The sequence below is a fragment of the Streptomyces sp. 142MFCol3.1 genome (assembly GCF_000424945.1).
GTDB classification, from domain to species: Bacteria; Actinomycetota; Actinomycetes; order Streptomycetales; family Streptomycetaceae; genus Streptomyces; species Streptomyces siamensis.
Map to the genome: position 1 here is coordinate 38,477 of NZ_AUKV01000041.1, position 24,692 is coordinate 63,168.

Genomic DNA, 24,692 nt, shown 5'->3' on the forward strand with positions numbered 1-24,692 from the left:
ACACATGGCTTACGACGATCTTCGCTCCCTGCTCCGGGCGCTGGAGCGCGAGGGCGACCTCAAGCGCATCAAGGCCGAGGTCGACCCGTATCTGGAGGTCGGGGAGATCGTCGACCGGGTGCAGAAGTCCGGCGGGCCCGCGCTGCTCTTCGAGAACGTGCGCGGCTCCGCGATGCCCCTCGCGATGAACGTCTTCGGGACCGACCGGCGGCTGCTGAAGGCCCTCGGGCTGAAGTCATACGCCGAGATCTCCGACAAGATCGGCGGACTGCTCAGGCCCGAACTGCCGCACGGCTTCGTCGGGGTGCGCGAGGCCTTCGGGAAGCTCGGCGCGATGACCCACGTGCCGCCGAAGAAGGTCAAGGACGCGCCGGTGCAGGAGGTGGTGCTGCGCGGCGACGACGTGGACCTCGACACCCTTCCGGCCCTGTTCACCTGGCCGCAGGACGGCGGCTCCTTCTTCAACCTGGGGCTCACGCACACCAAGGACCCGGAGAGCGGCATCCGCAATCTCGGGCTGTACCGGCTCCAGCGCCACGACAAGCGCACCATCGGCATGCACTGGCAGATCCACAAGGACAGCCGGAACCACTACCAGGTCGCGGCCCGCCGCGGCGAGCGGCTGCCGGTCGCGATCGCCTTCGGGTGCCCGCCGGCCGTGACGTACGCCTCGACCGCCCCGCTGCCCGGTGACATCGACGAGTACCTCTTCGCCGGGTTCATCCAGGGCAAGCGGATCGAGATGGTCGACTGCAAGACCGTGCCGCTCCAGGTCCCGGCGCAGGCCGAGGTCGTCCTGGAGGGTTGGCTGGAGCCGGGCGAGATGCTCCCGGAGGGGCCGTTCGGCGACCACACCGGGTTCTACACCCCGCAGGAGCCCTTCCCGGCCCTCACCATCGACTGCGTCACCATGCGCAAGCGGCCGCTGCTCCAGTCGATCGTGGTCGGCCGTCCACCCACCGAGGACGGGCCGCTCGGCCGGGCGACGGAGCGGTTCTTCCTGCCCCTGCTGAAGATCATCGTGCCGGACATCGTGGACTACCACCTGCCCGAGGCGGGCGGCTTCCACAACTGCGCGATCGTCTCGATCGACAAGAAGTACCCCAAACACGCCCAGAAGGTGATGCACGCCGTCTGGGGCGCCCACATGATGTCCCTCACCAAACTCATCGTGGTCGTCGACGCGGACTGCGACGTGCACGATCTGCACGAAGTGGCCTGGCGGGCGCTGGGCAACACGGACTACGCCCGCGACCTCAGCGTCGTCGACGGCCCCGTCGACCATCTCGACCACGCCTCCTACCAGCAGTTCTGGGGCGGCAAGGCGGGCATCGACGCGACGAAGAAGTGGCCCGAGGAGGGCTACACCCGGGACGGCGGCTGGCCCGAGATGGTCCTGTCCGACCCGGAGACGGCGGCGAAGGTCGACCGCCGCTGGAAGGAGTACGGCCTGTGAGTTCAGCTTCCGCGGCGATCCCGCAGCCGGGCCGCACCAAGGCGTTCCTGCGCCTCGTGATGATCGAGCACTCGGTGTTCGCGCTGCCCTTCGCGTACATCGCCGCCCTCACCGCGATGTTCCAGTGGGACAAGAACATCCACTGGGGCCGGCTGCTGCTGGTCACCGTCTGCATGGTGGGCCTGCGGACCTTCGCGATGGCGGTCAACCGGATCATCGACCGGGAGATCGACGCCCGCAATCCGCGCACCGCCCACCGCGAGCTCGTCACCGGCGCGATGTCGGTCAAGCACGCCTGGACGGGCGCCCTCATCGCGGTCGTGATCTTCCTGGGCTCGGCGGCGCTGCTCAACCCGCTCTGTCTCGCCCTCGCCCCCGTCGCGGTGATCCCGATGGTGGTCTACCCCTACGGCAAGCGGTTCACGAACTTCCCGCAGGCCATCCTCGGCCTCGCCCAGGCCATGGGCCCGGTCGGCGGCTGGCTCGCGATCACCGGCGAATGGTCCTGGGAGGCCGTCGTCCTCGGTCTCGCCGTCGGCATCTGGATCGGCGGCTTCGACCTGATCTACGCGTGCCAGGACGTCGAGACGGACCGCGAGATCGGCGTCATGTCGGTACCGGCGCGCTTCGGCATCCCGGCCGCGATCTGGGGCGCGCGCGGCTGCCACGCCGTCACCACGGGCCTGTTCGTCTGGTACGCCGTCGCCACCGGCGCCGGCGCGTTCTTCTGGCTCGGCCTGGTGATCGTGGCGGGCGCCTTCCTCTACGAGCACTCCATCGTCAAGCCGCACGACCTGTCCCGCCTGAACCGCGCGTTCTTCAGCGTCAACGGATTCATCGGCATCGCCCTGTTCGTCTGCGCCCTGCTCGATCTGCTGGTGCGCGGGCTCACGGTCTGAAACCGGGCAGTGGCCGGATAGGCTCGACATCATGAAGCCAGGACAGACGCAGCGCCGGCCTTGGATCGTGGGGGTGTCGGGCGCCTCCGGTACGCCGTACGCCGCCGCGGTGCTGCGTGCGCTCCTGGCGGCCGGGGAGAACGTCGACCTGGTCGTCAGCAGGGCCTCGCGGCTCACGCTGCTCGACGAGACCGGCCTGCCCTTCCGGGACGCCCACTGGCAGGACGACCTGCGCGAGTGGCTGGCCCGGGGCGCCGACGGCAAGCCCGGCACCTTCGACGTGAGCGTCGACGGCGTACGCCACTGGAGCGCGGGCGACCTCGCGGCGGGCCCCTCGTCGGGCTCGTACCCGGCGAAGGGCATGCTCATCGTGCCCGCCTCGACCGCCTGCGTGGCGGGGGTCGCCCTCGGCCTCTCCAAGGACCTGCTGCAACGCGCCGCGAGCGTCACGCTCAAGGAGTCGCGCAAGCTGGTCGTCGCCGTCCGGGAAACCCCGCTGAACGGCCAGACGCTGCGGCACCTGGTCTCCCTGGACGAGGCGGGCGCCACCGTGCTGCCGGCCTCACCGGCCTTCTACGCGGGGGCCACGCACATCCAGGACCTGGTGGACTTCGTGGCCGGACGGGTCCTCGACGCGGCGGGCGTGGAACACGACCTGTACCGCCGGTGGGAGGGCGAACTCGGCGGGGGCTCCCGCGGCGGCGCCACCTGAGAGGCCGCACCACCCGCGCGGCAGGCGCAGGCACCTCGCTTCGGACGGTACGACTCGGTCGGATCAGCACGGACAGCGCGGCACGGACGGTTCACACCAGGCAGTTCGTTCAGCACAGACGGTTCAGTACAGGCAGTTCGGTTCAGGACTTTTCAGAACTCTTCAGCGGAAGGCTATCGATCGCATGGACGCGGTGGACAGGCAGCTCATCCAGGCCCTGAGGGAGAACGGCCGGGCCTCCTACGCGGAGCTGGGGCGCCTCGTCGGTCTGTCGGGACCCAGCGTCACCGACCGCATCAACCGGCTGGAGGCGGCCGGTGTCATCACCGGATATCGCGCGACGGTCGACTCGGCCTCGCTCGGCCTCGGCGTCACCGCCCTGATCGGCATCTCGCTCTCCGACGCCGCCGACCACGAGGACGTGGCCCGCCGGCTGCGGGACCTCGGCGAGATCGAGGACTGCTGGTTCATCGCGGGCGACGACTCCTTCATGCTCAAGGTGCGGTCGAGCGACGTGGACGGCCTGGAGAAGACCATCCGGCGCCTGTCGGGCACCAAGGGCGTCTCCCGCACCCGCACGACCATCGTCCTCTCCACGAAGTGGGAGAACCGGGTCGGCGAGCTGCCCGAGGAGGAGTAGGGCACGAAGCCCCTGATGGGGGCCGCTCCCGCCGCGAAGTCGGGGGAGTACGGTTGTCACGGTTCGTCACGAGGAGAGGTAAGAGCATGGACGTCGGGCTCAAGCGCGAGCTGGAGGACAAGGTCCGGGCCGGTGAGCGGCTGACCCGCGAGGACGGCATCGCGCTGTACGAGTCGGACGATCTGGCCTGGCTCGGCGGGCTCGCCCACGAGGTGCGCACCCGCAAGAACGGCGACGTGGTCCACTTCAACGTCAACCGTCACCTCAACATGACGAACGTGTGCACCGCGTCCTGCGCGTACTGCTCGTTCCAGCGCAAGCCGGGCGAGAAGGACGCGTACACGATGCGCATCGAGGAGGCCGTCCGCCTCGCCAAGGCGATGGAGAGCGAGAACCTCACCGAGCTGCACATCGTCAACGGACTGCACCCGAACCTGCCCTGGCGCTACTACCCGCGCTCGCTCAGCGAGCTGAAGAAGGCCTTGCCCGACGTCTCGCTGAAGGCCTTCACCGCCACGGAGATCCACCACTTCGAGACGATCTCCGGGCTGTCCGCCTCGGAGATCCTCGACGAGCTGATCGACGCCGGTCTGGAGTCCCTCACCGGCGGCGGCGCCGAGATCTTCGACTGGGAGGTCCGGCAGCACATCGTCGACCACCGCACCCACTGGGAGGACTGGTCGCGCATCCACCGCCTCGCGCACGAGAAGGGTCTGAAGACCCCGTGCACGATGCTGTACGGGCACATCGAGGAGCCCCGCCACCGCGTCGACCACGTGCTGCGCCTGCGTGAGCTCCAGGACGAGACGGGCGGCTTCCAGGTCTTCATCCCGCTGCGCTACCAGCACGACTTCGTCGACATGAAGGACGGCAAGGTCCGCAACCGTCTCCAGGCGCGCACCCAGATGGCGACGGGGGTCGAGGCGCTGAAGACCTTCGCCGTGTCCCGTCTCCTCTTCGACAACGTGCCGCACGTCAAGGTGTTCTGGGTGATGCACGGCGTGCAGACCGCCCAGCTCGCCCTCCAGCACGGCGCCGACGACATGGACGGCTCGGTCGTCGAGTACAAGATCACGCACGACGCGGACAACTACGGCACGCCGAACAAGCTGACGCGTGAGGACCTCCTCGACCTGATCCGCGACGCGGGCTTCCGCCCGGTGGAGCGGAACACCCGGTACGAGATCATCCGCGAGTACGACGGTCCCGACCCGGCGCGCCGCGAGTCGCCCCAGCCGATGCGGGTGTGACAGGCACGTGGCACTGAGCTTCGAACTGGATCCCGCGACGACCCCCGCCCTGCGGGACGAACTGCTGGATCTGTGGGTGGACGTCACGAACGCCGGCGGCTCCGTCGGCTTCGTGCCGCCCGTCGCCCGGGACGACGTACGGCCCGAACTCCTGAAGCACCTCGTCGCCATGGTGGAGGGCCGCACCCGGCTGCTGGTCGGCCGGGACGAGGACGGCGCCGTCGCCGCGACGGCGTTCCTCACGCACAACACCCACCGGCTCATGCGGCACTGGGTGTGGCTGTACACGGTGATGGTGCACCCGCGTCACCAGGGCAAGGGGTACGGGCGCGACCTGCTGGCCGCCGCCGAGGACGCCGCGTGCGGCCTCGACGGCGTCGAGGCGATACGGCTGACCTGCCGCGGCGGCCTCGGTCTGGAGAACTTCTACGCCTCCTGCGGCTACAAGGAGGTCGGCCGGGTCCCCGAGGCCATCCGGGTCGCGCCCGGCGACGACCGGGACGACATCACGATGCTGCGGCCCCTGTCGCGGATCGCGGCCTGAGTCGGACCCCCCGGAAAGATCGCCGTCCGCTCGTGCTTCACTGGACGGTGACCTTTGGGACGTTTTCCCGGGTTCCGGGCCCCGCCCGGGCCGGGCGGACGCCCTCGGAACGGAAGAGTGGATGGACATGCTCCGCTACACACTGATGCGCCTTGGGATCTTCGCGGGCTGCCTCGTGGTCGTCTGGGGCCTCGTCTACTCCGGGATCGCCCCCCGTGGCCTCGGCGACTCCAACTTCATGTGGGTCGTCCTGCTCGCCCTGGTGATCTCCGCGCCGATCAGCTTCGTCGTCCTGCGCAAGGAACGCGACCGCGCCTCGGCCCATGTCGTCGCACGCGTGGACCGCGCCAAGGCCAACCTGGACCGCAACCGCGGCCAGGAGGACATCGCCGACGACGCCGCCCGCGGGGCGCAGGGCCAGCCCTCCTAGGGCCCCGCGCGGTCCCCCGGCGGCCGCACCTCGCGCTCCGTACGGTCCGCCCCGGCGGCGGCCGATCGTACGCTTGCCCGCATGGGTGCTGTGAAGAACAAGCGGATGCCGCGCGCGGTGCGTGAACAGCAGATGCTGGACGCCGCCGTACGGACCTTCGGCCAGCGCGGGTACCGGGCCGCCTCGATGGACGAGATCGCCGATCTGGCGGGCGTGTCCAAGCCGTTGGTGTACCTGTACCTCAACTCCAAGGAAGACCTCTTCACCGCCTGCATCCGCCGTGAGGCCGAGGCGCTCACCGATGCCGTCCGCGCCGGCGTCCGGCCGGGCATTCCCGCCGACCGCCAACTCTGGGAAGGGCTGCGGGCGTTCTTCACGCATACCGCCGAGAACCCGGACGGCTGGGCGGTCCTGCACCTCCAGGCCCGGACGCACGGGGAGCCGTTCGCCGCCGAGGTGCTCGCCATGCGCGAGGAACTCGTCGTGTTCGTCACCCAGTTGATCGTCGTCGCCGCCCGCGAGGCGCACCGCGACCCGTCCCTGCCCGAACGGGAGGTCGCGGGACTCGCCGAGGCCCTTGTCGGCGCCGCCGAGTCCCTCGCGGCCTGGGCCAACGCCACCCCCGGCATCTCCGCCAAGCAGGCCGCGGCCACGCTCATGAACTTCGCCTGGTCGGGCCTCGGCAACCTGATGGAGGGCCGTCCCTGGTCCCCGCCGCCGCAGGACTGATCACCACAGGGCCGGGCGCACCTGGCCAGTGAGGTGCACGCGGTCTCCGCCCCGGAGCTCGAAGGCCGGGCCCTCGGCGGTGTACGTCACCGTGCCCGGCAGCAGGACCGGCGCCCTGAAATCGGCGCGAACGGTCACCTCGTCCCCCGGCCCGTACTCGGCGAGACAGCGGGCGACGGTCCACATGCCGTGGGCGATCGCACGCGGGAAGCCGAAGAGGCGGGCGGTGAAAGGGTGCAGGTGAATGGGGTTGCGGTCCCCGGACACGGCCGCGTACCGGCGCCCGACGTCCCCGGCCAGCCGCCACTCGGCCCGCGAGGGAAGCGACGTGCCTTCCGTGCCGCTCGTGCCCTCCGTGCCGATTGCGCCGTCCGCGCTGCCCGTCCTGCCCGTCCCGTCCGTGCTGCCCGTCCCGTCCGCGCCGCTCGGGTCCGTGGTCGCGGCTTCGGGGGCCGTATCGCCGTCGCGTCGACGGTGCCGTGCCAGATACGTGCTCCTCGACTCCCACACCAGTCCGCCGTCGACCCGAGCCTCGGTCACCACCCGCGCCTCGGTGCCCCGCCGGTGCGGCACCAGCCGCTCGACGTGCACGGCGAGTTCGTACTCGGCCGTCACGGGCGGTGCGCTCCACTGCGTGATCTCGATCGACGTGTGCACGAGGCCGAGCAGCGGAAGTGGGAACCCCCAGCCCGCCATGATCCGCATGGCCAGCGGAAACCCCAGCACATGCGGATAGGTCGGCGGCAGCGCCCGCGATCCCGTCGCGAAGCCGCACACCCGCTCGTAGGCGGCCAGCCGGGCGAGATCGACGCGCACCCCGGGCAGGACGAGCCGGGCCGGCGGCACGGGTGCGTCGGACCGGGGCCGTCGCAGGGGCGAGAGCAGCGCACCGCGGGCGAGTGCCGGGAGGAGGGCCGGTGAGGAGGTGAGCGTGCGGGTGTCCATGGGGGCTCCAGAGGGATGGCGGTCGGTCCGGCGTTCGGGGGACGGGTCGTTCGGGCCGAGAAGGGGACTGGGGGCCGGAGCCCGGCGTGCGGTCGGGGCGAGGGGGTCGGGCCCGGGGTGTGGTCGGGGCGAGGGGGTCGGGCCCGGGGTGTGGTCGGGGAGAGGCGGTCGGGCCACGGGTCCGGTCGGGCCGAGGGTCTCGGACGGGCTCGCCCCGGCCCGCCCTCACGCACCGAGCAGACTCTGCCCGCACACCCGGACGACCTGCCCGTTCACGGCCCCGGATCCCGGATGCGCGAGCCACGCCGTCGTCTCGGCGACGTCCACGGGAAGTCCCCCCTGCGCCAGGGAGTTCATCCGTCGCCCGGCCTCGCGGATGAACAGCGGCACCGCCGCCGTCATCTTCGTCTCGATGAATCCGGGAGCCACCGCGTTCACCGTGACGCCGTGCTCCGCCAGGGCCCCGGGTGCCAGGGCTCGCACCAGCCCCACGATCCCCGCCTTGGACGCGGCGTAGTTGGTCTGCCCGGCGTTCCCCGCGATCCCGGCGATCGAGGCGGTCGCGACGATCCGCCCGCCCGGCCGCAGCGTCCCGGCGCCGAGCAGCGCGTCCGTCGTGCGCAGCACACTCGCCAGGTTCACGTCGAGCACCGAACTCCAGTGCTCCGCGGCCATGTTGACGAGCCTGCGGTCGCGGGTGATCCCCGCGTTGTGCACGAGCACGTCCAGCCCGTCGGGCAGGGCGGCCGCCATGCGCGCCCCCGCGTCGGCGCCGGTGATGTCGAGCGGGAGCGCGACACCCCCGAGGCGCGCGGCGAGCGCGTCGAGCCCGGCCCCGGCGGCCGGCACGTCCAGGCACACCACCCGCGCGCCGTCCCGTGCCAGCGTCTCGGCGACGGCCTCGCCGATGCCCCGCGCGGCCCCGGTGACGAGCGCCGTCCGCCCGGCCAGGGGCCGGTCCGGGTCCGCGGGGGCCTCGACGAGGCCGTCGTCCGGCCGCCCCGGCGCGGTCACCTCGACGACCTGGCCGCTGACGTAGGCGGACTTGGGCGACAGGAAGAAGCGGAGCGTCGACTCGGCGGCGCCGGCGTCGGTGAGCCGCAGCAGTGTCACCGTCCGGCCCCGCCCGATCTCCTTGCCGAGCGACCGTACGAAGCCCTCCAGGGCCTGCTGGGCGGCGGCCTGCCGGTGGTCGGCCGGGTCGAGGGGTGCACCGAGGACGACCACCCGGCCGCTGTCGGCGACCGAGCGCACCACGGGGTGCAGTGCCGCGTGCACCTCGGCGAGCGCGTCCACGTCGGCGACACCGGTCGCGTCGAGGACGACGGCGGCGAAACGCCCGTCGCCGCTGCCGGAACTCCCCTCGGCGGCCGGAACGGAGTCCGCGAAGAGGCCGTCCAAGGTCCGCGCGTGCGGCCCCGTGCTGGCCAGCACACCGGCCAGCCCGTCGAGGCCCGGCCTGGCCGCCGTGAGGTGCAGCAACCCGCCCTCCAGCAGCGGGCGTCCGGCCGACCAGCGGTGCAGCGCGGCGGGCTGCGGCAGCCCGAGCCGACGGGTCAGGAAGCGGCCGGGCGCGGTGCCGGTGAAGCTCAGATAGCGGTCGGCCATTGTCCAACTCCCTGCTAGGGCGTAAATTTACTCCGGAGTAAGGTTACCGAGGGTAAGGCTACGTCAAGGGCAAGGAACAGGTCGAGATGAGCCCCCAAGAACCCCCGACGCCCGGCCGGCCGGAGCCGGACCGGCCGCGGCCGGACCGACCGGCACCAGGACTCGCGCGCACCCGCCCCGTCGCCGTGGTCGGCGGCACCCGCATCCCCTTCGCCCGGTCCGACGGCCCCTACGCCACCGCCTCCAACCAGGAGATGCTGACCGCGGCGGTCGACGGCCTCGTCCGGCGCTTCGGGCTGGAAGGCCCCGGCGCCGTGGGGGAGTTGGTCGCCGGGGCGGTCCTCAAGCACAGCCGCGACTTCAACCTCGCCCGCGAGACGGTCCTCGGCTCGCCGCTCGACGCCCGCACCCCGGCGTACGACATCCAGCAGGCCTGCGGCACCGGCCTCCAGGCCGTCGTCGCCGCCGCCAACAAGATCACCCTCGGCCAGACGGAGTCCGCGGTCGCCGGAGGCGCCGACACGGCGAGCGACGCCCCGCTGGGCGTCAACGACGCGCTGCGCCGCATCCTCCTCGAGGCGCGCCGCGCGAAGTCGGTGCGGGCGCGGCTCGGCGCGCTGTCCCGGATCCGCCCCTCCCATCTCGTCCCGGACGTCCCGCGCAACGCGGAGCCGCGCACCGGCCTGTCCATGGGCGAGCACGCCGCCGTGACCGCCCGCGCGTGGGGCGTGACGCGCGAGGCGCAGGACGAACTCGCGGCCGCCAGCCACCAGCGGCTGGCCGCGGCGTACGAACGCGGGCTGCTGGACGACCTCGTCGTCCCCTTCCGGGGGCTGGAGCGCGACCAGAACCTGCGGCCCGGTTCGACCACCGGGAAACTCGCCGCCCTCAAGCCGGTGTTCGGGCTCGACGGCCCCGGCCCGACGATGACAGCGGGGAACTCGACTCCCCTGACGGACGGCGCCGCCGTGGTCCTCCTCGCGAGCGACGAGTGGGCCAAGGCGCGCGGTCTGGCACCGCTCGCGTACCTGACCGCGTACGAGACGGCCGCCGTCGACTTCGTCGGGGGCGACGTGGCGGGCGGCGAGGACGGTCTGCTGATGGCCCCCGCCCACGCCGTCCCGCGCATGCTGGAGCGCGCCGGACTCGCCCTGGACGACTTCGACTTCGTCGAGGTCCACGAGGCGTTCGCCTCCCAGGTCCTCGCCACCCTGGCCGCATGGGAGAAGCGTGGCCTCGGGCCGGTGGACCGCGCCCGCCTGAACGTCGCGGGCTCGTCTCTCGCGACCGGACACCCCTTCGCCGCCACGGGCGCCCGCATCGTGGCGACGCTGGCGAAGCTCCTCGCGGAACGGGACGCGCCGGGGCGTGGCCTCATCTCCGTCTGCGCGGCGGGCGGCCAGGGCGTCACCGCCATTCTGGAACGGCCCGCCTAGGGGTCGTCCGCCCGGCCCGGCCCGCGCGGGCTCGTCCCCGGGCCGGATCCGGAACGGGTCGCGCCGCCGGTGCCGGCCTGCCCCCGTGATCGGTCCGGTCGCGGGGGGCCGCGGCGCGGAGGTGGAGGAGATGTGGACGCGGAGGGGTGTTGTGGCGGAAGACGTATCCGAAGCGCAGAAGCGAAGGCCGGACCCCGGAGAAACCTCGGATACCAGGGGTAACTCGCACCGCGCCCGCCCCAAAGCCCCACAAACCCCACACGTGGGAGCCGTACGATCCCCGTCTCGCGTGGTTGCGGCCACTCCGCGCCCCCGTCCCCCCTCCACACCCCCGCGCCCCGCGCGAAACCTCTCGTGAACCGCCCGTCTCCCAGGGCCGTACGAGGGTTCGCGACCCTCACACCACCTCGGCCCCCGGTCGACAAGGAGCCGCCCCGTGCCCAGCCCGTACTCCCCCGTACCTCCCCTCCTGGAGCCCGAAATCAGGCGGCTGGACGGTGTGGTGCGCGAGGTCTCCGTCCCCCCTCTGGTCGGTCAGGTGCGGCACGGATCCCTCGCGGACATCCCTTTCGACAACGCGGACGCGGCGCCCGGCGACGTGGTCCTGAGCCGCAAGGCGCAGGACGGCACCTGGAAGGACGTGTCCGCCGCGGAGTTCGCCGCGCAGGTCCTCGCGGTGGCGAAGGGGCTGATCGCGGAAGGGCTCGTACCGGGCGACCGCATCGCCATCATGGCGCGCACGACGTACGAGTGGACGCTCCTCGACTTCGCCGCCTGGGCCGCCGGGCTGGTGACCGTGCCCGTCTACCCGACCTCCTCGGTCTTCCAGACCCGGTGGATCCTCCAGGACTCCGGTGCCGTCGCGCTCGCCACGGAGTCCGTGTCCCAGGCCGCCGCGCTCGGCCCGGAACTCGACCGGATGCCCGACCTGCGGCACATGTGGGTCTTCGAGAAGGGGCACGTGGAGCGGCTCGCGGAACTCGGCCAGGAGGTCCCCGACCAGGAAGCCGCCGTGCGCCGCGGGGTGCTGGGGCCCGACACCCTCGCCACCCTCATCTACACCTCCGGCACGACCGGCCGCCCCAAGGGCTGCGCCCTGACCCACGGCAACTTCTTCGCCGAGGTCGACAACGCGATCGAACTCCTCCATCCCATCTTCAAGGCCAAGACCTCCGACGCGGCCTCGACGCTCCTCTTCCTGCCCCTGTCCCACGTCTTCGGGCGCATGGTCGCCATCGCCTGTCTGCGCGCGCGGGTGAAGATCGGCCACGCGCCGAGCCTCCAGACGGACGACCTGCTCGCGGACCTCGGCTCCTTCAAACCGACCTTCCTGCTGGCCATCCCGTACGTCCTGGAGAAGGTCTTCAACACCGGCCGTGCGACGGCCGAACGCATGGGCCGGGGCGCCTCCTTCGACCGGGCGGCCGGGATAGCGCGCCGCTACGGCGAGGCGGTCGAGGCCCGGCAGCACGGCACGGGCCCCGGACCCAGCCGCAGACTGCGCGCCGCCCGCGCCCTGTACGACCCGCTCGTCTACCGCCGCATCCGCAACGCGCTGGGCGGCAGGGTCCGTTACGCCATCTGCGGCGGCTCCCCGCTCGGCCGTCGTCTCGCCGCGTTCTACGCGGGCGCCGGCATCGAGATATACGAGGGGTACGGCCTCACCGAGACCACCGCCGCCGCCACCGTCACCCCACCGCAGAAACCCCGGCTGGGCACGGTCGGCTGGCCCCTGCCGGGCACCCGGGTGCGGATCGCCGCCGACGGCGAGATCCTGCTCAGCGGCGGCCAGGTCTTCCGCGGCTACTGGGACCCGCACGCGGGCGGTGTGGTGGACGCCGCGCCGGGCGGCTGGTTCGCGACGGGAGACCTGGGGGAACTCGACGACGGCGGCTATCTGGCCATCACCGGCCGCAAGAAGGAGATCCTGATCACCGCGGGCGGCAAGAACGTCGCCCCGGCACCGCTGGAGGACTGGCTGCGCTCCCACCCGCTGATCGCGCAATGCATGGTGGTCGGCGACCGCCGCCCGTACGTCTCCGCCCTCATCACGCTGGACCCCGAGGGCGTCGCCCACTGGCGCCGGATGAACGGCAAGCACGCCGTCCCCGCGGAACTCCTCACGGACGACCCGCAGTTGCTCGCGATCCTCCAGCGTGCCGTCGACGACGCCAACCGGCTCGTCTCGCGGCCCGAGTCGATCCGCCGCTTCACCGTCCTGCCGAGGGACTTCACCGAGGAGGCGGGCCATCTGACCCCGTCGATGAAGCTGCGCAGGGAAGCGATCGCCCGGGACTTCGCCGACGCGATCGAGGGCCTGTACGCGAAGTGAGGGCCGGGGCGCTCAGCCCAGCCCCGCCGCCCGCAGGGCAGTGGTAGTCGCGCCCGCTCCCAGCACCACCACCGCGCCGCGAACGGACCCGCGCCGGGCTGTCCCTCTCCGAGCTGGCCAAACGCGCCGGCATGGCGAAGTCCACGCTGTCCCAGCTGGAGACGGCGGGCGGCAACCCGAGCGTGGAGACGCTGTGGGCGCTGGGCGTCGCGCTCGGCGTGCCGTTCAGCGCGCTGGTCGAACCGCCGGCGCCGGCCGTCCAGGTGATCCGCGCGGGAGAGGGCCCGGCCGTCCACCCGGAGCGGGCCGACCACGCGGCGACGCTCCTGTCGGCGAGCCCTCCGGGGGCCCGGCGGGACATCTACCGCCTGCGGATGGAGCCCGGCGCGGTCCGTGAGCCGGACCCGCACATCCCGGGGACGGTGGAGCATCTGATCGTGGGCGCCGGACGGCTGGCGGCGGGCCCGCGCGGCGAGACGGTCGAACTCGGCGCCGGTGACTACATGTCGTACCGGGGCGACGTTCCGCACGCGTACGAGGCGCTTGCACCCGGAACGGCTTTCGTCCTGGTCATGCAGCACGCGTGAGGCGCTCCGCCCGCTCGGCGGGGAAAAGGCGGGAAAGCGGAGGGGAAAGGCAGGAGCCCCGCTGCCGAACGGCACGGGGCTCCTTGGGTACTGCTATCAGGTCCGGGTCAAAGCATCGGGCTCATGGAGCCGAAGGCTTAGATCGGGGTGACGTTCTCCGCCTGCGGACCCTTCGGGCCCTGCGTGACGTCGAAGGAAACCGACTGGTTCTCCTCGAGAGAGCGGAAGCCGCTCGCGTTGATCGCGGAGTAGTGGACGAAGACGTCCGGGCCGCCGCCTTCCTGGGCGATGAAACCAAAGCCCTTTTCGGCGTTGAACCACTTCACGGTTCCGGTAGCCATAAGCCCTCCTTGGGCCCAAAGGGTTGCCCTGCTCCAGAACCTGCGATTGTGTAAACAACTGCATACGTCTGAAAACGACTAGAGCCCGCGGTCACATGCTCCGCAGGCTCTGTACTGCAAGGGAAACCAAACTGCAACTTGCGGCGAGCCTAGCATGCAGGCAGCCGAAAGCAATAGAGGGCAAGATCACGTCACCCGAATGTTTGACCCAGGTCGGAAGCGGGTTGACGTAGCGGTGTCACGAGGGTTGACAGAAGGGGCCGAGGGCCTTTCCGGTATCCGTCGGGGACCCTGGAGCCAGCACGGTACCCCATGGGGGCTAGCCTCGCGATGTGGACAATTCTCGCACCCGGCCGCGCGTCGGCCACATCCAGTTCCTGAACTGCCTGCCCCTGTACTGGGGGCTCGCGAGAACGGGCACGCTCCTCGACTTCGAGCTCACCAAGGACACCCCGGAGAAGCTCAGCGAGAAGCTGGTGCAGGGCGATCTCGACATCGGGCCCATCACGCTCGTCGAGTTCCTCAAGCACGCCGACGAACTCGTCGCCTTCCCCGACATCGCCGTCGGCTGCGACGGCCCGGTGATGTCCTGCGTGATCGTCTCGCAGGTCCCGCTGGACCAGCTGGACGGCGCCCGGGTCGCACTCGGGTCGACCTCCCGCACCTCCGTGCGCCTCGCCCAGCTGCTGCTGGCCGAGAAGATCGGCGTCCAGCCGTCGTACTACACGTGTCCGCCGGACCTCAGCCTGATGATGCAGGAGGCCGATGCCGCCGTGCTCATCGGCGACGCCGCCCTGCGCGCCAACCTCCTCGACGGCCCGAAGTACGGCCTGGAGGTGCACGACCTCGGCAGCCTGTGGAAGGAGTGGACGGGCCTGCCGTTCGTCTTCGCCGTGTGGGCCGCCCGGCGCGACTACCTGGAGCGCGAGCCCGTCGTCACGCGCAAGGTGCACGAGGCCTTCCTGTCCTCCCGGGACCTCTCCCTCGTCGAGGTCACCAAGGTCGCCGAGCAGGCGGCCCGCTGGGAGGCCTTCGACGAGCAGGTCCTGGAGCAGTACTTCACGACGCTCGACTTCCGGTTCGGCGGCCCCCAGTTGGAGGCCGTACGGGAGTTCGCCCGCCGGGTCGGCACGACCACCGGCTTCCCGGCCGACGTGGACGTACGGCTGCTGGAGGCCTGAGTCCGCCGAGTCCCCGGGCCGCGCGTGCCGGGGCCCGGGGCGCGTACGGAACTACGCTGCTGGGCAGTGCGTCCAGAGCGTACGGGGGAGGGGATGACGCCATGCAGCCGCTCGGAGCCGACGAACCCACCGTCGTGGGGCCCTACCGGCTGCTCGGCCGGCTGGGCTCCGGCGGCATGGGGCGCGTGTACCTGGGGCGCAGCGCGGGCGGCCGCACGGTCGCCGTCAAGATCGTGCACCCGCACTTCGCGCTCGACGAGGAGTTCCGTGCCCGCTTCCGCCGCGAGGTCGAGGCCGCGCGACGGGTGGGCGGCGCGTGGACTGCGCCCGTCCTCGACGCGGACCCCGAGGCGTCCGTCCCGTGGGTCGCCACGGGCTACGCGGCCGGCCCCTCTCTCGCCACCGCCGTCACGGACGGCCGCGGCCCCCTTCCCCCGCACTCGGTACGGGTGCTGGGCGCCGGCCTCGCCGAGGCGCTGTCGGCGGTCCACACGCTCGGTCTGGTGCACCGCGACGTCAAGCCGTCCAACGTCCTGCTCACCCTCGACGGCCCCCTCCTCATCGACTTCGGCATCGCCCGTGCCACGGACGGCACCGCCTCCCTGACCTCGACGGGCGTCTCGGTCGGCTCCCCCGGCTACATGTCACCCGAACAGATCCTCGGCAAAGGCGTCGCCGGGGCGGCGGACGTCTTCTCGCTGGGTGCGGTTCTCGTCTACGCGGCGACGGGCGAACCCCCCTTCCCCGGCGACTCCTCCGCGTCCCTCCTCTACAAGGTGGTGCACGAGGAGCCCCGGCTGGACGCCGTTCCGGGGGAGTTGCGCGAACTGGTGGCGGCCTGCCTGGCCAAGGACCCGGCCGCGCGCCCGGCGCCGGACGAGGTGGCCGGACGCCTGGCCCCCGAAGGGGCGGCCCGGCTGGTGACGGCGGGCTGGCTGCCCGGCCCGCTGGTGGAGCAAGTCAGCCGCAGCGCCGTGCAGTTGCTGAACCTGGAGGCGGTGGACACCGCACTGCCGTCCGGGCCGGTGGGGTTCAGCAGTCCCTCGGTGGGCGGCGCGTCCGGGACGTCCGGCGCCACGGACGCCCCTGTCGCGGGGGCGGCGCACTCCTGGCCCGGGCAGGTTTCCGCCCCGGGAGCGTCCGTTCCGGGGACGTCCGCTCCGACAGGTCAGGGCTCCGCCACGGAGGCGCCCGCCGAGTCGGGCACGGCGTCCGCCGACGGCGGTCTCCCGTCCGGCGGCGGGGCGTTCGGGCCGCCCGCGCAGGGCTTCGGGCCGCCGCCGGCCGGCTTCGGGCCGCCGCCCACCATGCCTCCCGGGCCGGCACACCTGCCCGAGCAGCGCCCGGCACAGTCGCAGGACGCCGCGCCCGCGGGGACGTCCCCCTCCGCCGGCCACCCCGGCAAGGTCTCCGTAAGCGTCGCCGCCACCTCGGTCACCGGTGCGAACGGACGGGGGCGGAAGGTCAGTTGCACCGTCGCGCTGGCCGTCGCGGGGGCCCTCGCAGCGGTCACGGTGGGCTCGGTGTTCGTGTTCGACCTGATGCCGGGCGGCGGCGACCACACCAACGACCAGGGTGCCGGCCCGGCGCAGACCGGTCCCGCCGCGACCGCGAGCGCGACTCCCGGCCCGTCCGGCACGGACGCCGGCGAGGCCCCCGGCACCGTCCCCGCCGCGTACCTCGGCACCTGGGAGGGCGACGCCCTCGCCCTCGGCGGCACGCTCCCCATGGGCACCTTCCGTGTCACCCTCCACCAGGCCGCCGTGGGTGAGGAGTTGGGCACCTTCCGGCAGACCGACCAGATCGGCGGCATCTGCGACGCCGTGTTCGTGCTCAAGAAGGTCAGCAGGCAGCAACTCGTCGCCACGAGCGTCGCGGCCAGGTCCAACCGCGACGTGTGCACGAAGGGCCGGCACGAGGTGCGGCTCACCCCCGTCGGCGACGACCTCAGGTACGAGACGGACAACTCGGAGGCGGGGGACCCGGTGGCCCGCATGTCCAAGGTGGACTAGCGGCCCGCCCCGCCCCGCCCGCCCCGCCCGTCCCACCCGTCCCACCCGTCACTACTGTGTCTGCGATAGCGAACATCACCGCACCGCTCGCAACCACACCGCGACGGGACGCCGTTCAGGGCGTCGACAACGGGGAAGGCCCGACCATGGAGACACTGCAGCCGGACGATCCGCGGGAGTTGGGGAGCTACCGGCTGCTGCGAAGACTGGGCGCGGGCGGCATGGGACGGGTGTACCTGGCCCGTTCACCCGGCGGACGCACGGTCGCGGTGAAGGTGGTGCGCCCCGACCTGGCCGCGGACGCCGACTTCCGCCGCCGCTTCGAGCACGAGGTGGAGATAGCCCGCGCCGTCTCGGGCCGGCACACCGCCCCGGTCGTCGACGCCGACCCGGACGCGCCGCTGCCGTGGCTGGCGACCTCCTACGTGCTCGGCCCCGACCTCACAGACGTGGTCGACGCCCACGGCGCGCTGCCCGAGCGCACGGTCCGCGCGCTGGGCGCGGGCCTCGCGACGGCCCTCCAGGAGATCCACGCGGCCGGCCTCATCCACCGCGACCTCAAGCCGTCCAACGTGCTGCTGGCCGCCGACGGCCCCCGCGTCATCGACTTCGGCATCGCGCGGGCGGTGGACGGAAACCGCATGACCCAGACGGGAGTCGTGGTCGGCTCGCCCGGCTACATGCCCCCGGAGCAGGCCATGGGACGGGACGTCGGCACGCCGGGCGACGTCTTCTCGCTGGGCGCCGTCCTGACCTTCGCGGCGACGGGCCACAACGCCTTCGGCGACGGCGCCGCCTCCCACGCGGCCATGCTCTACCAGATCGTGCACGGCGAGCCCGACCTCACCGGCGTACCGCAGTCCCTGCTCGGCCTGATCCGTGCGTGCCTGCTGAAGGAGCCCGAGCAGCGGCCCGCCCCCGGGGAACTCGTGGCGGCCCTCGCACCGGACGGCATCGGGAGCGTGCTGACCGACTGGCTGCCGTCGGCCGTCGCCTCGACCATCGCGACACACGCGGCGGGCATCCTGGACCTGGAGGCCCCGACCACCCCGGATCCCCGACCGGCCCCCGCCACGCCACCGGTCTTCGGCCCGCCCCCGGTGATGCAGGGCGGCACACCGGCCCCTGGCACACCGGCGCAGGGCACCCCCGCCCCCGCCGGGACGCCGGTGCCGGGCTACGGCTATCCGCCCGCCCACGGCGCCCACGCCCCTGCGTACGGCACCCCGGCAGGCGGCATCCACGGCGGTCCGGCCGACGGCACCGGCACCCCCCTCCCCGGCACGGTCGACCTCGGCACGCCCCCTTCCGCCCCGGCGCCCTCCCGGCGCCGCTTCCTCGGAGTGACGGCCGGCGTCGCCGGTGTCGCGGTCCTCGGCGGCGGCACCGCCTGGTGGCTGTCACGGGACGGCGGCTCCTCCGACACCTCGACGGGCGCGGGCGGCTCCACCGGGCCTGGCGCGGAGACCTTCACGACCCCGCCCGCCGGCACGGCACCGCAGGCCCTGTGGCACCGGTCGGTGCCCGAGGACAGCACGAGCGACGACGTGCCGCTGATGATCCACGACGGCCTGCTCGTCGTCATCGGCGACCCGCTGGTGGCGTACGACGTCAAGACGGGCAGGCCGAAGTGGTCCCGCAAGGGGGTCGCCAGGTCCGGCGCCCTGCCACTGCTCGTCGACGGCACGCTGTTCCTCGCCGACGGGGACTTCGACGGCGTGCTCGTGGCCCTGGACGTGACCACGGGCAAGGAGGCCTGGCGCGCGCGCCTCGACAAGAAGCTGGACCTCGACGAGACCGTCGCCGCCGACGACAAGCACGTCTACGTCACGGTGACGGACCTGAACGACTCGCACAGCGCCACCGACTACCGCAAGGGCATCGCCGCGATCGACATCAGCACCCGTCGGCAGGTGTGGTCGCAGATGCGCGACTGGGGCACCGACAACTGGGACGTGCAGGGCACCGCCTCGGGGAAGTACCTCGCCTACGCGGACTCCAAGTACAACCTGACAGTCCGCGACACCGCGACCGGTCAGCAGCTGTGGACGAAGAAGCTCGGCGACGACTGGAGCTGGACCCCCAAGGTCGCCTCGGGGCTCGTCTTCCTCCAGGGCGACAAGCTGACGGCCCTCGACGCGGACACGGGCGAGGTCGTGTGGACGCTGTCGCCCAACGGCCGCCGCGGCTTCGACGAGCCCACCGTCATCGACGACGTGCTGTACGTCGCCGACCACGACGGCGGGGTGTGGGCCGTCGAGGTCAGGACCGGGAAGAAGATCTGGCTCTGCGAGGACCCGGGCGCCCGCCGGGCGCCCACGACGTTCCTGCGGGCCGGAGCGACCCTGTACGGCGCGTCCTACTGGGACGAGGGCGGCATCTTCGCCATGGCGGCGAAGACGGGCAAGTCCCGCTGGGTCTACAACGACAACAAGGGCCCGGCTGAACCCTGGCGGGTCACCCTCTCCGGCAACCGGCTGCTGGCGACGCACGGGTACGAGATCTACGCGCTGCCCGCCGTGTGAGCGCGGGCCCGGGCCGGGAGCCGCGCGACCGCGTGTCCCGGGACCCGAGCGTCCCCGGAGCCGAGCGTGCCGGGACCCGGGCGTGCCGTACGCCGCCGCCGGGCCCGGCCCGCTGTTCTCGCCCGCGCGCCCCGGTCCGGAGGTGCTCCGGACCGGGGCGCGCGGGCGTCACATCGGTGTGCGTGCCGTCGGCCCGCGTCTCGCGGTGCGTGCCGTCGGCCCGCGTCACATCGGCGTCGTGACCGTCAGCGGCTCGCCCCCGCCCAGGTGCAGCAGGCCCTTGCCCGGGGCCACCGGCCCGCCGACCATGCTCCGGTTCGTGCGGATGCCGATGAGCTCGCCCGCCGAGGAGTCCTGCGGGGAGAGCAGGATTCCGCGGCGGCCCTTCTTCATCTCCACCTGCCAGCCCGAGAAGCCGCTGCACACGTCGTCCTCGTCACCGGCGATGACCAGGCCGAGACCACGCTCCGCGCCGCGCTGCACGATCCGCTTGAACACGGTCTCGGCATCGCAGTCCTCCAGCACCTCGCCGTCGTCGACAAGGACCACGACCGGCTCCTGCACACTGGCCGAGTCGATGGCCTCACGCAGGTCGTCGCTCTCGATGTCGTCCTCGTCGAAGACCTTCAGCACACCGTCCACACCGTCGAGTTCACGCAGCGGCGACGGGCGCGGCGCGGCGACGACGATGCGGACGCCCTGCGCCAGATACGACTTCGCCATGTTCATCAGGGTCGTACTGCGGCCCGATTTGGCCGGACCGGCGATGACGAACGTCGGCACGCCCTGCGCGAGGTCCGGACCGAAGCCCATGATGTCGTCGCCGCCGATGCCGACCAGGCTCCACAGCCTGGAACGGGAGGCCTCCGGGTCGCGCATCTCCCAGGCGTCCGTGAAGGAGATCCGGGTGGGCAGGACGTCGACGCGGAACGGGCGCCGCGAGCGCGGCAGATCCGCGTCACGGGCCGTCGCGGCCTCGCCGATCGCGGCGATCGCCGCGGCCTGACCCTGACCCGTGGAGTCCTCGGAGAGCAGCGCGAACTGGGTCTCGGTGCCGTGCTCGTTGCGGTAGCCGCGGCCCGGCGGGATCTCCTCGGGAACCTTGCGGGCGTTGATGCCGAGCAGCGAGAAGTCCGAGCGGTCCGCGAGCCGTAGACCGTACTTGTCCTCGGTGAGCGAGCCGATGCGGGTCGACAGGATCTGGCGGTCGCCCGTCATCACCATGTGCAGGCCGACGCTCGCCCCCTCCCGCATCATCGCGGTCAGCTGGTCGGTCAGGTCACCGTGGTCGTACTCGCCGAGCGTCGGCAGCCAGCCCTCCCAGCGGTCGAGCAGCACCACGATGTGCGGCAGCCGCTCCTCCTCCGGCACCGCGGCCCGCTGCTCGCCGATGTCCGCGAACCCCTTGTCCGCCAACAGGTCCTGACGGCGGGTGAGTTCACCCTTGAGGCGGGTGATGAGACGGACCACGCGCTCGGTCTGGTTACGGCTGACGACGGCCCCGCAGTGCGGCAGCCGGGTCAACGCGTTCAGGGCGCCGTTGCCGCAGTCGATGCCGTACAGGTGCACGTCCGCCGCCGAGTGCGTCCGCGCCAGCGAGCCCGCGAGAGTCCGCAGGATCTGCGAGCGGCCACTGCGCGGCGCACCGCCGACGAGGAGGTGACCGAACGAGGCGAAGTCCACGACGACGGGACGGCGGGCCTGGTCGGCGGGCAGGTCCTCCACACCGTACGGGGCGGGCGGCAGCTTGCCCGGTCCGCCCGAGAAGGCGGGCACCGGGATCTCGTCGAGCAGCAGGGTGCCGGACAGCGCGGGCAGCCACGGGCTGTGCTGGGCGGGGATGCCGAGCACCTGGTTGGCCTCGCGGACCGCCTCCACCAGCACCTTCAGGTCGGTGATCTCCTCCTCCTCGCGCTGCTGCGCCTTCGGCTTCACCAGCGCGGCCCGGCCCAGGTCCTCCCAGCCGAGCGGGGCCGCCCACGGGGCGAGCACCGTCGGATCGGCGGCACCGGGACGACGGCCACCGACACGGCCCGACTGGAACGGCACCAGAGAGGCGTGCCCGAGGCGGACGTAGGCCCGTCCGGGGGTGCTCTTGGAGATGTGCCCGGCCTCGGGGGAGTCGATGACGTCGCTGGACTCGCCGCCGTCGGTGACACGCAGGGCGATACGCAGGTTGGTGTTCGCCCGGATCTCGGGGGAGACCACACCGCTCGGCCGCTGCGTGGCGAGCAGCAGGTGGATGCCCAGCGAGCGGCCCCGCTGGGCGATGTTCACCAGGCCCGTCACGAAGTCCGGCAGGTCGCGCACCATGGACGCGAACTCGTCGATGACGATGAGGAGCCGGGGCACCGGCGGGTGCGACGGGTCGCGGCGCACGAGGTCCTGGTAGTCCTCGATGTCCTTGGCGTCGGCCGCGGCGAGGATGTGCTCGCGCCGCTTCAGCTCGGCGCCCAGCGACTCCAGGGCACGCTCGACGAGATGGGCGTCGAGGTCGGTCACCATGCCGACGGTGTGCGGGAGTTCGACGCAGTCCTTGAACGCGGAGCCGCCCTTGTAGTCGACGAGGACGAACGTCATGTTCTCCGGCGTGTTCGCCACGGCCAGCGACGCCACGATGGTCTGCAGCAGCTCCGACTTGCCGGAACCGGTGGTGCCCGCGATCAGACCGTGCGGGCCGTCCCGGCGCATGTCGATGCCGAACGGGCCGTCGTACGACTCGCCGATGACCGCCATCGTCGACTGGCCGCCCATCCGCCAGCGCGCGGTGATCGCGTCGCCGGTCGGCGGCTCCAACTGGAGCACGTCGAGCAGCCGGCTCGCGCCCGGAAGCGCCGAGTCCTCGGTCTCGCCGCTGATGTCGCGCAGCGGGGACAGCGCACGCGACAGCCGAGCGCACCAGGCCGCCGAGACGAAGTCCGGCCGTACGTCGCGGACGCGCGCCACGCCCGTCTGCTGGACGCGCAGCCGCAGTTCGAGCGCCTGCTCCGCGCCCGCCGCGAAGTCGTCGGCGTCGGCGGCGTGCCAGGCGTGGAAGGAAGGGAAACCGCCGGGAGCCGCCGGGGCACCCGGTGCGACCCGCTGCTGCGGGACGGTGTGCTCCTCGGGCTTCGGCTCCGCGATCACGATGGCCTGGCACTCGCCGGGCAGGAACCGCTCCTCGGCGTCCAGGCAGATCGCGTACATCGACATGGCGGGACCCTCGCGCAGCAGCCGCACCACACCCGGCATGGAACGCAGCCGGCGCGAACCGTCCCACACGACGACGATGTCGGGGTCGTTGAACGACGCCTTGTTGCCGTTCTGCTTCGCCGCCTTCTGCCGGGCGTCGAGCAGCTGCGTCAGCTCGCCGATGCGGGCTCCGACGGTCTCCGCGTCCGTACCGATGAGGACGTTGGCGTCCTGGGCGCCCGAGGGCCGGCTGTGCGGCAGCCACCGCACCCAGTCCCAGCCCTCCCGGCCGCTGTTCTCCGTCAGTACGTAGAACTGCACGTCGAGCGGGCTGTGCAGCACGGCCGTCTGCGCGACGGCCCAACGCCCCAGCGCCTGCGCCGAATCGCCGGGCCCCGCGATGCCGACGACCCCGCGCTCCCGCAACGGGAGCGCGACCGGAGCGTCCTCGATGGTCCAGGTGACCTCACGCTTGTGGTCGTCCTGCTCCGGATCGTCGAGCACGACCTCCGAGGGCAGCCGGCCGGTCCCGACGCGCAGCAGCAGATGGTCCGCGTCGGTGCGCCGGCGCTCCCACAGCCGGGTACGCGGCCCGGTGCCCAGCGACAGGACGGCCGCCGGGTCGGGTATGGCCAGCCGCCGGTCGAGTCGTTCGGCGACCAGCGCCTCCTGGGCGTCCTTCTCGATCCGCTCCTTGTGCTCCTTGTACTCCTTGACCTGCTTGGCATGGGACTTGCGTCCCTGCTTCTTGTCCATGAAGAAGTTGCCGAACATGATCAGGGGGCTGAGCAGCGCCATGATCAGGTAGTACCAGCGCCCGAAGATCATCACCGAGACGACGGCGCCGACCAGCGGGGTCACGGCCATCAGCCAGGGCAGCGGCCGGGCCTCGTAGTCACGGACGGGGCTGGGCAGCCGGAACTTGGTCTCCCGCTCCGGCGGGTGCAGCCGGGGCGGCCGGTTGTAGTCGAGGCCCGCACCGTCGTCCGACCACTTCAGAGCGGCGTTCGGGGGTGTGTAACGGTCCAGCTCGAAAAGGGTGTTGCCGACGGCGATCTGGCTGCCGAGCGGCCACTCGTCACTGTCGCGCTCCTCGACGGCCGACCCGTCGAAGGTGACACTCTCCTTGTCCTTCGCGTCCCCGTGCACGGCGACCTTGCAGGTCCCGTCCGTCGCCACGGACAGCGTCAGGGCTCGCAGCGGGAGCTCGGGGTCGTCGACACGGATGTAGGAGGCGGGCCCGCTGCCGATGTCGTACCGGCCGATCCCGAGCCGGTGCACCGCGCCGGCCGCCGGACCGCCCGCGACCCTCAGCTCGACGAGCCCGGACGGCTCGCCCGGCAGGCACCCGGCGGGGTCGTGCAGGCTGACGACGGCGCCCTCGCGCAGCGGCGAAGTCCCTATCGTCGCCCCGGGATCGAGGGGATACCCGTCGACGTACGCGACGGGTATCCCGCCGCTCGCGGCCTGGTGCTGCCCGATCGGGATGATCTGCGCGCCACCGCTGTACCCGACGTGCGCCGCCAGCTCCTTGGCGATGTCCCCCACCGAGGACTCGGGATCCGCATCAAGAACCACGTCGGCGGTGGCACCGCCGAGCGGGTCGACGACGGTCAGAGTCAGGCGCACTCTCGTCCTCCCCAGCCACCTGAGGCCGCTCCCGGAACGCCGGCCACAGTGTCCACGACGATAGCCGCTCCTGCCTTCCCGCAGGCAACGAGCCGTGTGAGGGCTCCTTGAAGACCCGCTGCCGGTCACAGGCCCGGCGGCGCCCGCCCACACAAGGCCGGAGCGCTCCCGTGACAGAACCGGGGTGTGCTCCTGCAAGCGCCGTAAGTAAGCTGCTTGCTCAATGCGGAAGATCGCATCATCCGCATCAGGAGCCACGGGGGTT

17 protein-coding genes and 1 pseudogene are annotated in these 24,692 nt (G+C 72.3%); 14 read left to right on the forward strand and 4 right to left on the reverse strand.

Annotated features, from left to right (window positions below; all coding sequences use genetic code 11):
* Positions 1 to 4: 4 nt before the first annotated feature.
* From H305_RS0138010 to H305_RS0138045, 8 genes are all read left to right on the forward strand, one after another.
* Complete coding sequence (locus H305_RS0138010; RefSeq protein WP_028805061.1) at positions 5 to 1,456, forward strand: menaquinone biosynthesis decarboxylase; 1,452 nt, start codon at positions 5 to 7, stop codon at positions 1,454 to 1,456.
* The gene (mqnP, locus tag H305_RS0138015; protein WP_028805062.1) at positions 1,453 to 2,355 is read left to right on the forward strand and encodes a menaquinone biosynthesis prenyltransferase MqnP; all 903 of its coding nucleotides are present in this window, start codon (positions 1,453 to 1,455) and stop codon (positions 2,353 to 2,355) included. The genes H305_RS0138010 and mqnP overlap by 4 nt, the downstream gene beginning before the upstream one ends.
* 31 nt (positions 2,356 to 2,386) lie before the next feature.
* Positions 2,387 to 3,067 carry a UbiX family flavin prenyltransferase gene (locus H305_RS0138020; RefSeq protein ID WP_051371424.1) on the forward strand — a complete coding sequence of 227 codons (681 nt, stop codon included), beginning with the start codon at positions 2,387 to 2,389 and terminating at the stop codon, positions 3,065 to 3,067.
* 184 nt (positions 3,068 to 3,251) lie between these two features.
* Positions 3,252 to 3,707: an Lrp/AsnC family transcriptional regulator gene (locus H305_RS0138025; protein WP_028805064.1), complete on the forward strand. Its 456-nt coding sequence runs from the start codon at positions 3,252 to 3,254 to the stop codon at positions 3,705 to 3,707.
* A gap of 86 nt (positions 3,708 to 3,793) precedes the next feature.
* Positions 3,794 to 4,957, forward strand: a complete 1,164-nt coding sequence (gene mqnE, locus H305_RS0138030) for an aminofutalosine synthase MqnE (protein ID WP_028805065.1) — start codon at positions 3,794 to 3,796, stop codon at positions 4,955 to 4,957.
* A 7-nt stretch (positions 4,958 to 4,964) separates the two neighbouring features.
* Entirely contained in the window at positions 4,965 to 5,501 is a 537-nt protein-coding gene (locus H305_RS0138035) for a GNAT family N-acetyltransferase (protein WP_028805066.1), read from the forward strand.
* Positions 5,502 to 5,628: 127 nt separating this feature from the next.
* Entirely contained in the window at positions 5,629 to 5,931 is a 303-nt protein-coding gene (locus H305_RS0138040; RefSeq protein WP_028805067.1) for a DUF4229 domain-containing protein, read from the forward strand.
* Between the two features lie 81 nt (positions 5,932 to 6,012).
* Positions 6,013 to 6,660, forward strand: a complete 648-nt coding sequence (locus H305_RS0138045) for a TetR/AcrR family transcriptional regulator (protein WP_028805068.1) — start codon at positions 6,013 to 6,015, stop codon at positions 6,658 to 6,660.
* Here the strand turns inward: H305_RS0138045 and H305_RS0138050 are convergent, their stop codons facing one another.
* Positions 6,661 to 7,605, reverse strand: a complete 945-nt coding sequence (locus H305_RS0138050; protein ID WP_028805069.1) for a MaoC/PaaZ C-terminal domain-containing protein — start codon at positions 7,603 to 7,605, stop codon at positions 6,661 to 6,663.
* A gap of 225 nt (positions 7,606 to 7,830) precedes the next feature.
* On the reverse strand, positions 7,831 to 9,213 hold the full coding sequence (locus H305_RS0138055; protein ID WP_028805070.1) for a 3-oxoacyl-ACP reductase: 1,383 nt from the start codon (positions 9,211 to 9,213) through the stop codon (positions 7,831 to 7,833).
* A gap of 86 nt (positions 9,214 to 9,299) precedes the next feature.
* Between H305_RS0138055 and H305_RS0138060 the strand changes: the two genes are divergently transcribed.
* The 3 genes and pseudogenes from H305_RS0138060 to H305_RS55895 all read left to right on the forward strand — a co-directional run.
* Complete coding sequence (locus tag H305_RS0138060) at positions 9,300 to 10,649, forward strand: acetyl-CoA C-acetyltransferase (protein ID WP_028805071.1); 1,350 nt, start codon at positions 9,300 to 9,302, stop codon at positions 10,647 to 10,649.
* Positions 10,650 to 11,085: 436 nt separating this feature from the next.
* Positions 11,086 to 12,981 (forward strand): AMP-dependent synthetase/ligase, encoded by a 1,896-nt coding sequence (locus H305_RS0138065; RefSeq protein ID WP_028805072.1) that lies wholly within the window; start codon positions 11,086 to 11,088, stop codon positions 12,979 to 12,981.
* Positions 12,982 to 13,055: 74 nt separating this feature from the next.
* A pseudogene (locus tag H305_RS55895) lies at positions 13,056 to 13,568 on the forward strand (helix-turn-helix domain-containing protein); the annotation flags it as partial.
* A 137-nt stretch (positions 13,569 to 13,705) separates the two neighbouring features.
* Here H305_RS55895 and H305_RS0138075 read toward each other — a convergent pair.
* Positions 13,706 to 13,909, reverse strand: a complete 204-nt coding sequence (locus H305_RS0138075; protein ID WP_028805073.1) for a cold-shock protein — start codon at positions 13,907 to 13,909, stop codon at positions 13,706 to 13,708.
* A gap of 332 nt (positions 13,910 to 14,241) precedes the next feature.
* On the opposite strand from H305_RS0138075, the gene H305_RS0138080 reads away from it, so the two are divergent.
* From H305_RS0138080 to H305_RS0138090, 3 genes are all read left to right on the forward strand, one after another.
* On the forward strand, positions 14,242 to 15,090 hold the full coding sequence (locus tag H305_RS0138080; RefSeq protein WP_028805074.1) for a menaquinone biosynthetic enzyme MqnA/MqnD family protein: 849 nt from the start codon (positions 14,242 to 14,244) through the stop codon (positions 15,088 to 15,090).
* 101 nt (positions 15,091 to 15,191) lie between these two features.
* Positions 15,192 to 17,102, forward strand: coding sequence for a serine/threonine-protein kinase (locus H305_RS0138085; RefSeq protein WP_028805075.1), 1,911 nt, complete (start codon positions 15,192 to 15,194; stop codon positions 17,100 to 17,102).
* A 146-nt stretch (positions 17,103 to 17,248) separates the two neighbouring features.
* Entirely contained in the window at positions 17,249 to 19,627 is a 2,379-nt protein-coding gene (locus H305_RS0138090) for a serine/threonine-protein kinase (RefSeq protein ID WP_028805076.1), read from the forward strand.
* Positions 19,628 to 19,852: 225 nt separating this feature from the next.
* On the opposite strand, the gene H305_RS0138095 is transcribed toward H305_RS0138090, so the two are convergent.
* Positions 19,853 to 24,427 (reverse strand): FtsK/SpoIIIE domain-containing protein, encoded by a 4,575-nt coding sequence (locus H305_RS0138095; RefSeq protein ID WP_028805077.1) that lies wholly within the window; start codon positions 24,425 to 24,427, stop codon positions 19,853 to 19,855.
* Positions 24,428 to 24,692 lie beyond the last annotated feature (265 nt).